Source organism: Pseudomonas sp. D8002 (assembly GCF_013385695.1).
Classification (GTDB): Bacteria; Pseudomonadota; Gammaproteobacteria; order Pseudomonadales; family Pseudomonadaceae; genus Aquipseudomonas.
Genome location: NZ_JACAPM010000023.1, coordinates 1 through 13,496 on the forward strand (window position 1 = coordinate 1; position 13,496 = coordinate 13,496).

At 59.4% G+C, this 13,496-nt stretch carries 9 protein-coding genes and 1 rRNA gene; 2 read left to right on the top strand and 8 right to left on the bottom strand.

Annotated elements, in window-relative coordinates:
* The first annotated feature begins 84 nt into the window (after positions 1-84).
* Positions 85-200, top strand: a 5S ribosomal RNA gene (rrf, locus tag HX807_RS12705).
* Positions 201-278: 78 nt separating this feature from the next.
* Here rrf and HX807_RS12710 read toward each other — a convergent pair.
* From HX807_RS12710 to HX807_RS12725, 4 genes are all read right to left on the bottom strand, one after another.
* Positions 279-1,454, bottom strand: coding sequence for a PepSY domain-containing protein (locus HX807_RS12710; RefSeq protein ID WP_008433609.1), 1,176 nt, complete (start codon positions 1,452-1,454; stop codon positions 279-281).
* A 71-nt stretch (positions 1,455-1,525) separates the two neighbouring features.
* A complete protein-coding gene (locus HX807_RS12715) occupies positions 1,526-4,018 on the bottom strand; it encodes a TonB-dependent siderophore receptor (RefSeq protein ID WP_177050157.1) in 2,493 nt (830 codons plus the stop codon).
* A 105-nt stretch (positions 4,019-4,123) separates the two neighbouring features.
* On the bottom strand, positions 4,124-5,107 hold the full coding sequence (locus HX807_RS12720; protein ID WP_177050159.1) for a FecR family protein: 984 nt from the start codon (positions 5,105-5,107) through the stop codon (positions 4,124-4,126).
* Positions 5,104-5,604, bottom strand: a complete 501-nt coding sequence (locus HX807_RS12725) for a sigma-70 family RNA polymerase sigma factor (protein WP_008433614.1) — start codon at positions 5,602-5,604, stop codon at positions 5,104-5,106. Before HX807_RS12725 ends, HX807_RS12720 begins: the two co-directional genes overlap by 4 nt.
* A gap of 279 nt (positions 5,605-5,883) precedes the next feature.
* Here HX807_RS12725 and HX807_RS12730 point away from each other — a divergent pair, with 279 nt between their 5' ends.
* Positions 5,884-7,764 carry a methyl-accepting chemotaxis protein gene (locus HX807_RS12730; RefSeq protein WP_003218243.1) on the top strand — a complete coding sequence of 627 codons (1,881 nt, stop codon included), beginning with the start codon at positions 5,884-5,886 and terminating at the stop codon, positions 7,762-7,764.
* A gap of 42 nt (positions 7,765-7,806) precedes the next feature.
* Here HX807_RS12730 and HX807_RS12735 read toward each other — a convergent pair whose 3' ends face one another.
* The 4 genes from HX807_RS12735 to HX807_RS12750 are packed head-to-tail and all read right to left on the bottom strand — an operon-like array spanning position 7,807 to position 13,372.
* The gene (locus HX807_RS12735) at positions 7,807-8,256 is read right to left on the bottom strand and encodes an SRPBCC family protein (protein WP_008433617.1); all 450 of its coding nucleotides are present in this window, start codon (positions 8,254-8,256) and stop codon (positions 7,807-7,809) included.
* A 27-nt stretch (positions 8,257-8,283) separates the two neighbouring features.
* Positions 8,284-11,667 (bottom strand): amino acid adenylation domain-containing protein, encoded by a 3,384-nt coding sequence (locus HX807_RS12740; RefSeq protein WP_177050161.1) that lies wholly within the window; start codon positions 11,665-11,667, stop codon positions 8,284-8,286.
* Entirely contained in the window at positions 11,664-12,611 is a 948-nt protein-coding gene (locus HX807_RS12745; RefSeq protein WP_102367850.1) for a diiron oxygenase, read from the bottom strand. The genes HX807_RS12740 and HX807_RS12745 overlap by 4 nt, the downstream gene beginning before the upstream one ends.
* Entirely contained in the window at positions 12,608-13,372 is a 765-nt protein-coding gene (locus HX807_RS12750; protein WP_102605413.1) for a DUF3050 domain-containing protein, read from the bottom strand. Before HX807_RS12750 ends, HX807_RS12745 begins: the two co-directional genes overlap by 4 nt.
* Positions 13,373-13,496 lie beyond the last annotated feature (124 nt).

A 13,496-nucleotide genomic window follows, 5' to 3' on the forward strand; every position in this document is an offset into this window, starting at 1 on the left:
TATGCAGTCAGGGGTTTTGTTTATGTAGAAGTCCATGATTTTCACCGGCACGTTGCGAACGCAACGGTCTGGTACACAGAATTTCTTGACGACCATAGAGCATTGGAACCACCTGATCCCATCCCGAACTCAGCAGTGAAACGATGCATCGCCGATGGTAGTGTGGGGTTTCCCCATGTGAGAGTAGGTCATCGTCAAGATTAAATTCCAGAACCCCTGTTTGCTTACGCAGACAGGGGTTTTGTCGTTTAAGGGCTGGGCAAACAACTAGAACCGGCTCACCCTTTGCGTGCCTTACTGCTTCGCCTGGCCATTAACTTGCGCCACCATATATAGATCCCGGTAGCAGACAACATCGCGATCACAGCTCCCAGCAGCGCAATCAGCACCTGACCCGTCACCCCGATGATCCTGCCCCCATGGATCGGCAGTTGCAGCCGATAAAAGCGCTCTCCCAACGTACCTTGCCCTGCTATTTCCTGCCCCAGTAAACGCCCATCCGTCCCGTGGAAAAACAACCAGGATTTCCCATGGGCCTCGGTATCATGTTGTCCAAAACCCGCCCCATAAAAGTTGTACTCAAAGCTGTAGTAAAGCTCTCCAATCGCCGCCGTCAGTCCCAGCCGCTTGCCTTCCTCCAGCGCCCGCTCATAGGCCTGTTGATAACTCAGTTGTGTCACGCCCAATTGCTCGGCGGGTAACCTGCCACGGGCCTCATAGACGCTAGGCTTAACCGATGAGAACAGCGAGACAGCAGGCTTGAACACCTGGCTCGGCAAATTCATCGCGACGCTGCTGACTGCAATCGGCAGCAACAACAGCCAAAGCCATAACCCGCCTGCACGATGCAGGTCGAAGTTCAGCCGATAAGCGTGGCCGCCCTTGATCTTCCACGCCGTGGACCACTTCTTCCAGAACGGTTTACCTCTCGGTAGGGTCAGCCACAGCGCGATAAAACAATCGAACACCCATGCGATCGCCACCAGTCCCATCAGCCACAAACCCCAATTACCCGGCAGTGTCAGGTTGTAGTGAAATTCCAGAATGAACGGAATGAAGTTCTCGCGCTGAAAGCAGCAAGCCCCCCAAACACGCCGGCCCATTTCTTCGCCGCTGACCGGATCCAGGTAAAAGACCTGGTTGGGCTCCTCAAAGGGTTTGCCCGTCGCCGGATCGTTTCTCGCAACTGCCGCCAGCATCGCGGTATGACCGGCCTCTTGTGGATACTCCATGTACCAGACTTGCAGTTTGGGATGCTGCCCCTGCAGCGTGTCCACCAGTTCACCTGGCGGCAATGCCGAACCTTTGGCCGTTGCTCCATAAAAGCCGGGATTGAGCCATTCATCCAACTCATGGTTAAACGCCAGAAGGCTGCCCGTGAGTCCCGCCATCATCAGAAACAACGCCGTTGCCAACCCGATGTAGCGATGAAGTAAAACCAGCAATGCGCGCATAAAAATTTCCTGCAAAGACGACAAAGCCAGCGCCTGGAATCAGGAACTGGCTTTGTATGAATCGAGAGGGATTAGAACTGGTAGCTCACCGTCGCACTGACGTTGCGCTCTTCACCCAGGTAGCAGAAGTTCAAACTGGCACACGACGCCACGTACGACTCGTTCGTCAGGTTGTTGGCATTCAGGCGTACATCCACACCCTTCAGTCCAACCTTGCCAAGGTCATAACCCATCGAGGCGTCAAACAGCGTGTAGGCGGGCACCTTCATGGTGTTCTCCGCATCTGCCCAGCTGTAGCCGACATAACGAACACCACCACCGAGTCGCAGGCCATCCAGTGCGCCGCTATCGAACTTGTAGTCTGCCCATACCGACGCCATATGACGCGGCGCCTGCGTCGGCGAGTTCCCCTTGTTCTCGATCACGTTGTCCGCAGTACTCAGCGTGCTGACCATCGACTTCGAATACTCGATATCGGTGAAGGTATAGCTGCCCAACAATTTGAGATGGTCGGTCAACTGCATATGCGCCTCCAGCTCCAGGCCCTGGGAGCGCACAGCGCCGACCGCGCGATAGAAGTTTTCCTGCGGCAGTTTGGTCGCCAGGTTTTCCTGGTCGATGCGGAACAGCGAGGCCGTGAACAAATTGTCGGTACCCGGCGGCTGATACTTCAAGCCGACTTCCCACTGGGTGCCGTCGGTAGGTGCAAGGGGATTGCCGGCACTGTCCGAATAGGAGTTCGGGTTGAAGGATTCGGAATAGCTGACGTAGGGCGCGAGACCGTTATCAAACAGGTAGAGCGCTCCGGCCCGGCCGGTCAGTTTGGTACGTTTATCACTGATCTCTGTGCCCAACGGCCTTCCCGCTTCGGCAATGCGATTTTCATCGGAGGTCTCAACCCAGTCCTGACGCAGCCCGAGGGAGAACCGCCACTTGTCCATCTCAATCAGGTCTTGCAGGTAAACGCCGGTCTGCTCGAGCCGGCGCAGATAACTGGTTGGGCTGTAATAGCTGATCTCGGAATTGCCATACACCGGGTTGAACGCATTGATTGGCGCAAGAGAGCCGCTGCTCCAGTCCACGACGGTTTTGCGCCGCTGATAGTCCGCCCCCATCAACACCGTATGCTTGGTCGCGCCGGTAAAAAATTCAGCCTGCAGCATGTTGTCGATGATGAACGCATGCAGCTTTTCGTCACCGCCTGAGTAGTAGCGATTCAGCTCATTACTGGTGGGCGTGGTCCAGCCATAGGCATACACCTGGTCCAGCCGGACCTTGGAGTCCAGATACCGAAAGTTCTGCCGCGCCGTGAAAACATCATTGAAGCGATGCTCGAACTGATAGCCGAACGACTGTTGATCACGCTTGTACCCATCAATGCCCGGTTCGCCTTCGAAGAAGTGATTGGAGATCCGCTGGCCGTTGCGCTGATGCAGCGCGCCATCTGCCGGCATGCCTCCGTGGTAGCCACCGTCGGGGTCATGCTGCAGGTAAGCCTGGAGTGTGAGGGACGTGTCATCGGTAAAGTCGATGCTCAAGGTGGGTGCCAGCGCGTAGCGTTTTTCCTTGGCATGGTCGAATTGCGTGTCGGACTTGTCTGCAAGCCCGGTCAGTCGGTAAGCAATGCGCTTGTCGTCATCCACCGGGCCGCTGAAGTCGAAACCCATGCCTCGCTGCCCTTGGGAACCTATCGTGGCCTGGACCTGATGGTATGGCTCAAACAATGGCTTCTTGCTGGTCAACGCCACCAGCCCACCCGGCGAGCTGCGCCCGTAGAGCACCGATGACGGTCCTTTGAGGATATCTACGCGCTCGAGGAAATACGGGTCCACCTGCATGGTGCTGTAGGTTCCGCTGTCACCCATGGATTTCAAACCGTCCAGGTAGATGTTATCCACCGAACCGTCGTTGAAACCACGCATCGCCACATAGTCATAGCGGTGAGTGGCGCCATAAGGGTTGGTCAGCACGCCAGGGGTGTAACGCATGGCCTGGGCAACGGTTTGCGAGCCTTGGTCGTCCATCTGCTCGCGGGTCACCACTGAAACCGTCTGAGACGTTTCCAGCAGCGCGGTACTGGTCTTGGTGGCGATCTGGCTGTGGGTCGCGTTGTAGCCTTCCATGCTGCCCAGGGCATTACCCAGGGCGAAGCCTTTGATGTCGGTGGGCGGCAAGGTCAGCGCCTCGCTCTCGGGCTGGACCTGCAACACGAAACTCACGTCGTCCTGCGCCTGCGCCTGCAAGCCTGAGCCGTTGAGCAATTGGCTCAGGCCCTGTTCGGCCGAGTACTCCCCGTGCAGCCCGGGAGACTGTCGGCCCTGAGTCTGCGCAGGCGTGCTGGAAAGGGTGATGCCTGCCTGACGGGCAAACTGATTGAGCACATCGCTCAGCGCGCCTGCCGGGATGTCATAGCGCTGGCTGATACGTTCGACCCCGCTATCAGCCGCGACACCGGCCACTGGCAGCAAGCCGATGCCCATCGTGGTCGACAGCAATGCTGCGCGTACGGCTTTGCCGAGCAAAGGGTAGGAAGAGGGAGAGTTGCTGAAAAAACGCACAGTCATTATCGAGATCCGTAGAGGTCGCTGAAGGCAGATTGAATTGCTTACTGTCTAAGCCGGACTCACGGAAAAAAGCCGCCAAAAATAAATCAGGCACGCCAAAAATAATCAGGCCTGACGCTCCAGGCTCACCCACCAGCGGGTGCGATAGCGCAGGCGCACAGGCAGCGTCTGCGGAAGGATCGCCAATAGTTTCTCGGTGTCCTCCAGGCGAAAAACACCAGACAAGCGCAAATCTGCGATATCGCTCGAGCAGCCCAGATAACCATGGCGATAGCGCCCCACCTCCGCCAGGAAATCGACAAGACGCATGTTGCGGGTGACGATCAATCCGTCGGCCCAGGCCCCTGTATCCATATCCGAAGGCGGTGCCAGAGCGGCCGCATTCTGACGCACCAGGTAGCTTTCTCCTGCATGCACTTGAGTGAAAAGCCCGTCGGCGGTATGCGGTGAATGAATCGCCACATTGCCTGACGCGACGCTCAGACGTGTGCAATCGCTGTCCTGGCGCACCACAAATCGCCCGTCTATTCCTTCGAACAAACCATGGCGGGTGCGAACCAGCAGGGGGGCGGTCGCCGCGGCGCCGCAGGTCACCAGGATTTCCCCACGCACCAATGTGATCAAGCGTTGTTGCGGGTTGAAGTCGAGGTCCACTGCGCTATCGGTATTGAGCTGCAGGCGCGTGCCATCCGGTAGTTGCACGCTACGGCGTTCGCCAGTGGTGGTAGCCAGGTCAGAGGTCCAACGCTGCCAGCCGGTGAGGTCTCGGCTGACCCAGGCCGCCGAACCCATCAACAGCACGCCGGACAATACCTTCAATGCCTGCCGGCGCCCAAGGCGCTGGGCACTGTTCTCCAGCGCCACATGGGCCCCGGGAATCGCCGCCAACTGGCTGCTTAATTCATGCTGCAGTGCCTGCACGCGTTGCCAGGCCAACTCGTGTTCATGATGAGCCTCGCGCCAGTGCTCGCACTGCGCCTTCAGGCGGACATTGGCGCGATTGTTACGCAGACGCAGCATCCAGCTGATGGCCTGCTTGACCACCTGCGGGTCGATTCCTGCGCGCGCGGTGTTATCCATCGAGGTCATGCCTCATACCGCAGCACATAACAGTGATAAAGCGCCTCGGCGACATAGCGTTCCACCGAACGCAGTGATACACCCATCTGCTGCGCAATCTGCTTGTAAGTCAGGCCGTCGCATTGAGCCAGTAGAAACGCCTTGCGTACCTTGGGCTTGAGTCCGTCCAGAAGCCGGGCGATGGACTCCAGCAATTCCAGAATCAACGCACGTTCTTCAGCACTCGGCGCCAAGGCTTCGGGCAAATGCGCGATGGACTCCAGGTAGGCGCGCTCGATTTCTTCGCGACGCCAATGATCGATCACCAGGCCCCGCGCGATAGTGCGCAGGAAAGCGCGAGGGGCCTTGAGTTCGAAACGTTCGGTTTTTTGCAGCAGCCGCACGAACGTGTCCTGGGCCAGGTCCGCCGCATCCGCTGCGTTACCCAGACGGCTGCGCAGCCAAGTGTTCAGCCAGCCATGATGGTTGCTGTAAAGCGTCTGTACTGCGTACTCGGATGAGGGCATTCACACGGCCTGGCAAAGCGTCACAAATGATAATTAGTCGCATTGTCGACAAGCCTGAAAAATTTTGCAACTCCTGACGTTAGAGCGCTACCACTGGTCGGTTTCTGACATTAAAAGCAGATGCTTCTCACAAATTCCTAAGATTTATCCTGCCTTGGCCGAAAGCCTGACGAGCCATGCGTGCACCGAAATAGAGCAGTCGCAGAGTCTGCCTATACCGTTACATGGAATGTTGCATCCGGCACGCTCACCCCCTTTTGGCAAAAAGAAGTCAATGAAATGAATCTCAAGTTCAGTCATAAAATTCTGTTGGCCGCGTCAGGCGTAGTGGTTCTGGCCTTCGCGTTATTCACGTTCTACAACGACTACTTGCAGCGCAATACCATCCGGCAAAACCTGGAGTCGTCCATTCAGCAATCCGGTGAACTCACCGCCAGCAGCGTGCAGAACTGGCTCAGCGGGCGGGTGCTGGTACTGGAAAGCCTCGCGCAAAACGTGGCCCATCAAGGCAGCTCTGCCGATCTTCCGGGGTTGGTCGACCAGTCGGCATTTACCTCCAACTTCCAGTTCACCTACGTCGGTTCCACCAACGGCGTGTTCACCCAGCGTCCCGACGCCAAAATGCCCGACGGCTACGATCCGCGTCAGCGTCCCTGGTACAAGCAAGCTGTCGCAGCCGACAAGACCATGCTTACACCGCCCTACATGGCTGCGGTAGGCGGGCTGATCGTGACCATCGCGATGCCGGTGAAAAAGAATGGCGAACTGCTTGGCGTGGTCGGCGGTGACCTGAGCCTGCAAACCCTGGTGAAGATCATCAACTCGGTGGATTTCGGCGGCATCGGCCATGCATTCCTGGTCAGCGGTGATGGTCAGGTGATCGTCAGCCCGGACCAGGACCAGGTGATGAAGAACCTCAAGGACATCTATCCCGGCACCAACGTGCGCATCGAGAAGCTCAGCCAGGAAGTGGTCTTGAATGGCCAGGAACGGATTTTGTCCTTCACCCCGATCAGCGGGTTGCCGAATGCCGACTGGTACATCGGCCTGTCGATCGACAAAGACAAAGCCTACGCACCGCTGGGTAAGTTCCGCACCTCGGCATTGATCGCCATGTTCATTGCGGTTGCCGCCATTGCCGTGTTCCTGAGCGTCCTGATCCAGGTCTTGATGCGCCCGCTGACCACCATGGGCCGCGCCATGCAGGACATCGCCCAGGGCGAGGGTGACCTCACCCGCCGCCTGACAGTGGAAAGCAAGGACGAGTTCGGTGACTTGGGCAGTGCCTTCAACCAATTCGTCGAGCGTATTCACGCGTCAATTTCCGAAGTTTCCTCGGCGACGCGCCAGGTGCACGACCTGTCCCAGCGAGTAATGGCCTCGTCCAACGCGTCGATCATCGGTTCCGACGAACAAAGCGCGCGCACCAACAGCGTGGCCGCAGCGATCAACGAACTGGGGGCCGCCACGCAGGAAATCGCGCGCAACGCTGCTGATGCTTCGCAACACGCCAGCGGTGCCAGTGAGCAGGCCGATGATGGGCGCAAGGTGGTTGAGAAAACCATCCTGGCGATGTCGGAGCTTTCGCAAAAAATCAGCCTGTCCTGCACGCAGATTGAAACCCTGAACGCCAGCACCGACAACATCGGCCACATCCTGGACGTGATCAAAGGCATCTCCCAGCAAACCAACCTGTTGGCCCTCAACGCCGCGATTGAAGCGGCACGTGCCGGTGAGGCCGGGCGTGGGTTTGCCGTGGTGGCGGATGAAGTACGCAACCTGGCGCACCGCACCCAGGAGTCGGCAGAAGAGATCCACAAAATGATCACCTCGCTGCAGATTGGCTCGCGTGAGGCCGTGACCACGATGAACGCCAGCCAGACCTCGAGTGAAGAAAGCGTCGAGGTCGCCAACCAGGCCGGTGAACGCCTGGTCAGCGTGACGCAGCGGATCGTCGAGATCGACGGGATGAACCAGTCGGTAGCGGCCGCCACCGAGGAACAGACCGCCGTGGTGGAAACCCTCAACGTCGACATCAACCAGATCAACCTGCTGAACCAGCAGGGCGTGGCCAACCTCAACGAAACCTTGAAGGATTGCGACGCCTTGTCTCAACAGGCCAACCGCCTGAAGCAGTTGGTCGACAGTTTCAAAATCTGATCGATGAACACACAGGAGCGAGCCTGCTCGCTCCTGTCTCCTTTAGCCAAACATCGCTCGCACATTCGCCAGCGCACCGTCGGCGAATGCCTGCACAAACGGCTCAAATCCCTCCGCGCCAGGTTCAACCGGCTCGGCGATGATCGTCCAGGTCACCCGTGAGGATCCTGCTCCCAACGGTTCGACATCCATGGCGGCCCACAACCGTGCTACGCCCAAGGTGTTGTAGATCGTGGTCCAGGTCATGCGCATGGCCTGCTCGTCGCGGCTGTTGAGTTGCTCCACCACCAGGTGTCCATCGTGGAAGAACTTCTTGCGCAGCGATCCCGCGCCCGCACCAGTGATTTCGATGTGGGACAAGGCGGGGATGAATCGATCAAATCCGCCAAAGTCACCGACCACCGCCCACGCACCGGCGGCATCACAGGCAACCACAACTGAGGACACCACAGGTTTGGCGCAAGGGTTGCGAATCAACGTATCGGGTTTCATAAGGTCTTCCTTCAATTGAGAGCCTGGTCACAGGAAACCGGTGCTGCGCAGGTACTCGCAGCCCTTGCGTAACAGCGCGGGATTTTTTTCGGGGTAGCGTCCGCCCATCTGCTCGACGCCGCGTCGTGCGTTGTCATGGCGGATCATCGAGGTATCGCCGATGTCCTCGCCCACCCCGTTGAGGTAGAAGCCCAGTACGCCGAACAGCGCATTGCGGCTGTCCACTGTGTGCAGGTGACGTTGCCAGTGAGCCACGCTCACCAGCTCGAATGCGTGGCCTGCCTGGCGAAAGGCGTCGACGTAGGTTTCCCAGCTCAGGGGCTGCGGGTTATGCAGGTTGAACACCGTCCCTCCAGCACGGCAGCGGCTGCTGTGGAACGCAATAAACCGGGCGAGAAAGTCCACCGGCATCAGGTCGAAATTCAACTCAAGGTGCGGCACCAGGCCCAGTTGGAGTGAACCTTTGAGCATCAACATCAGGCGATTCTTCTGTGGCTCGCAGACTCCGCTGCGGCTGTTGAAGCTGATGTTCCCCGGGCGATGGATATTGACCCAGGCACCTTGCGCTGCGGCGCGTCCCAGCAAGCGTTCGGCAACCCATTTGGACAGGTTGTAGCCATTCTGGATGTAGAGCGGCGGGGTGGCCGCGGCGGGGTTTTCGAGTACCTGGCCATGTGCGTCGATAGTGCTGGCGGCCGACAGCGTCGAGATAAAATTGAAGACCTTCTTGCACCGGGTTTCACACAGGCGCAGGCATTCCAGCACCGGTTCGACGTTGTCCTTGGCCAGGGTGGCGTAATCCATCACATGATTGACGTGGGCGGCGTTGTGCACCAACACGCCGAACTCCCCGGCGAGGTAGTCATACACCTCACTCGACAGGCCAAGACGCGGCTGGCTGATGTCGGCGGCATACACCTGCACCCGGCTCAGGTCCAGGTGTTCCAGACGGTACTCTCGCAGGGCCTCGGCAAACCTCGCGGTCGCCGAATGTCCGGGCCGTTCGCGCACCAGGCACGCCACTTCAAGTGCACCCTCGGCCAACAGTGCCTCGACGATATGCACCCCGAGAAAACTGTTGGCCCCGGTCACGATCACCCGGCGACGTTCGCCCGCCTGTTCAGCCGGCAATGTCTGCACATGCAGCTCACGCAGCGCATCCCGGGTAGCCTGGCCGGTCGGTGCTTCGGGTGGTGCGTCGTCCCCCATCAGCGTAGCGAGGGTACGAACCGTGGGGGTTTCAAAAAACCGGCTGAGGGAGAGGCTGCGCCCGAACTGCTCGCGGATACGCAGCAGCATCGTCGACAGCAGGATGGAATGGCCGCCAAGATTGAAGAAGCTCTCGTCGGCCGACAGCTGCGTGACCGGCATGCCCAGCAACTCGCTCCACAGGTTGAGCAACTGCACTTGCATGGGCGTGTGCGGTTCGCCGTGAATGATGGCCGGCAGCGTTGGAGTCGGTAACGCCAGCAATGCCTGGCGGTCGACCTTTCCGTTGGGGGTGCACGGCATGCTCGCAAGTTCCGTGCACAGGGTTGGCCGCAAATAGTCCGGCAGTATTTGCCGGGCATGCTGCGTCAGTGCAGGCAGGGCGTCTTGTGTTTCGGGCTGAGCAACAAAAGCCAGGATTCGCCGCTCACGGTCAATCACCACCGCCACTTGGCGAAACAGCTGACTGCTGCGCAGGCAATGTTCGATCTCTTGCGGTTCGACCCGGAACCCACGGATCTTCACCTGCTGATCCCGGCGCCCGGCCAACTCGATGCCGGCAGCGGTCCACTTCGCCAGGTCGCCTGTGCGGTAGGCCCGCAAGGTCTGGCCGTCGGGCAACTCCAGGGGGACGAAATGCTCGGCGGTCTGACGCGGCTGGTTGAGGTAACCCAGGCTGACGCCGGGACCGACGATGTACAGTTCGCCCAACACCTGCTCATCCACCGGTTGCAGGTGCTCGTCGAGGATCAGTACCTGGCTGTTGGCGATGGGCGTGCCGAGGTTGCGATTGCTGTCGCCCGGCTGCAACGTGTGGCTGGTCACCAGCACGGTGGCTTCGGTGGGCCCGTAGAAATTGTGCAGGCGGCACTGGCCTGCCAACTGCTCGATGACATAGGGCTCGCACACGTCGCCTCCGGTCATCAGGTGCGCCAGGCCCAGGGGTTGATCCAGCGGCAGGATGCTCAGCAGCGCCGGCGGCAGGAAGGCGTGGGTGACGCGCTGTTGTCGGATCAACTCCACCAGTTGCTGCGGGTCGCGTCGCTGGTCCTCACTGGGCACGATCAGCTCGGCGCCCGCGATCAGGCTCGGGAAGATATCGATCAGGGACGAGTCAAAACTCAAGGGCGAAAACTGCAAGACCCGGCTGTGTTCGCTCAGCTGCACATGACCCCCGAACCAGGCGCTGAAATGGGCCAGGTTGTGCTGGCTGAGCAGCACGCCCTTGGGTTGGCCGGTAGTGCCCGAGGTGTGGAGCACCATGCAAGGGTCGTCCATGGCGGGGCGCTGGGGCATTGGCAGCGAGGTGTCGGGAGTGTCGACGGCACTCACATCCAATGCACAAAACCCGTCCCGCAGTGGATGCTTGCCATCATCCAGCAGCACCGAGACGCCGGCGTTTTCCAGCATCGCTTGCTGGCGTTGCAGCGGGTGGCCCGGCTCCAGGGGCAGGTACACCGCACCGCAGGCGAGTACCGCGAGAATGCTGGCGTACAGCTCCAGGGATTTGCCCAGGCAGACGCCGATTACCGGCGGTGTGTCGTGGGGCCCAAGCAGAGGTCGCAGACGGTGCTGGATAGCCAGGCTCTGGCGATGCAACTGTCGGTAAGTCAGCCCGCTGCCGGCAATGTTCAACGCTGGCCGGTCGGCGAAGGTTTGCAGACTGTTTTCCAATCGTTCGATCAGGGGTACCTGGGCTTGCTGCTGCAGAACCAAATCGGCCGTCAGGTTAAAACGATGCAGGTACGCCAGGGATGCAAGCGCTTGCAGGCCGTGTTCCGGATCATCAGAGGCGACGGCCGCCTGCGAGAAATAGCCCGGGTCCCGGGAGAACCCACTCACCTGTTGGGCTACCCACTCCACCAGGCTGCTTACTGCGTGTTGACGCAGCCGTTGACCATTGCCACAGGCTTCTCCGGCAACCTCCAGGGTTGTCAGGAGTCGCCGTGAGTGGGCGTAACACCTGAGCTGCAGGGCCGGCAATCCACAGCCGGTCAACGCTCCCATACCCACGCGCAGGCTCATCAAGGCTGTGCACGTCACGCCGGGCGGAACCTCCTCGCTACCGTCATCAATCAGCAGGTCTACTAGGTGGGTGACATCCTGTGCTCGCACCACCCCATGACCGTATTGCGCCAATGTCTCACCCAGTTCATTCAGCGCCGCGCTGAAGCCCGCCAGCCCAATCTTCAGGTGCCTCATGGGTGCCCTCCTGGCGCCGCAAGAAAGGCATCCAGCGCCCCAACCACACTCGGCGTTTGCAGCAAGCCGCTGTGATTCAGGAAGCCCATGATATTGCCGATCAACGGGTGCTGGCGGGTAATGGGAAAGCCCATCGCCTGCACTTCAGTGCGCAGCGCAGAGCGCGTGCCGTCACTGACATCCAGGTGCTCGATCAAGTGCAGGTCGAAGTTTTTCTGCAGGTCGTGGGTCAGGTAATGCTGGAGAAAAACCGGCAGGATCCGGGCGATACAGTCGCGGTCCGCGGCGTCTGCAGACTGCCAATAAATACGCACCAGGCGCGTCCAGAAAAGCGCGTGGCGGCCCTCGTCAAACAAGTGGTCGGCCATCAACCCACGGATGGATTGCTTGACACTGTCGTCCTTGGAAAACGCTGCCACGTCATGGGTCACGGTGTTCTCGGCGATGGCCACGGCAATCAGTTCCACGGCATCGCGCAGGTGTTCGGGCGCCAGCGCCAGTGCGGCAGGCAAGGCGCGGCTCAGCTCGATTTGCGCGGGTAGTTCAAGGGGTGGGATCCCGGTCATCTCGATGGTCTGTTGCATGAAATCGAGGGCGACGAGGGCGTGGTAATCCTCGTCTACCACCACGGTCATGGCGTCGTAGCGACAGGCAAGCGGGAAGGGCACCGAAAAGCGATTCTTGGCGATGCTGCGTGCGGTCTTGTCGACGATCTCGGTTTCAAAGATCACCACGTCGTTGATGAACTTGTAGAACGTCTGCAGCAAGACAAAATCACGGCACTGCGGGCATCGGTCGATAAAGGTTGCGCTCAGCACCAGGGGCTGTCGGCTCAGGGGGTAGATCAGTTTCTGATCGTTTTCCAGCCGCCGCCGCGGGCGTGTGCGGATGGTCGCGCGGCGCTCCCAGTCGTCGGCAAATGAGCGGTAGTCTGCAGGGTTCATGCGCTCATCTCCGGCAGGCACCTATGCAACCCATCCCATAAGGCCAGGCGGCTTTCCACGGCGCCGAGGGCGCAACTGTCGGCTTGCTGCTCGCGGCTTGGGTCGCCGAGGGTAAGGCGTTGCAGCAATTGCGTTGCCGCCGGGCCATGCTCCTGGGCGTCGATCTCCATGTGGCGCTTGAGGTAGTAGCAGAAGGTGGGCGCCTGGCGATGGAGCACCTCGCACTCCTCCAGGATGCGCTTGAACATCGCCGGGATGACGCTCTCGCGCCCGTGGAGAAAGGCAGCCGCCACGCAGTGCGTCGGGGCGTCCAGGGCAACCTGCAGGGTACTTCTGACGAACCGGGCCACGGACGGGTGGATATCGATTTTTTGCAGGGCCGTTTCTGCATCGTTGCCGTCACGCTGCAGGCTGACGAACCGCTCGATGTTCGCCGTGCTCGCGCCGACTTCACGCATGGCTTCCAGGTACAACTCGAAGTGGCTGCCGTGCCCATGGCCGGGATACGCGTCCGACTCTTCGCCCAATACGATCTCATTGATCAGGCGAGCCGCTTGCGGGTCCGTTGGCGGTAACCAGGGCAGGCGCATACCGGTGAGGTCATGTTGCAGGCGTTTGGTGAGTGTCATGAAGTCCCACACGGCGAATACGTGGTTTTCCATAAAGTACTGCAACTTTGGAAGGGTATTTATATATTTGAATATTGGATGGATATGTAACTTCTGCTTTTTTTGTTTAAGCAGGTGTGAGTGCTGGAACATGTTGATGCCTATAAGTCGTGTCTCTTCCCTGATAAAAGCGTTGTGCTTTAGCGACAAATAAACATTGGTTTTCACGGATGCGCGGGTGCCTTGATAACAGGCAGCCCTGTACGAGGCTGACACT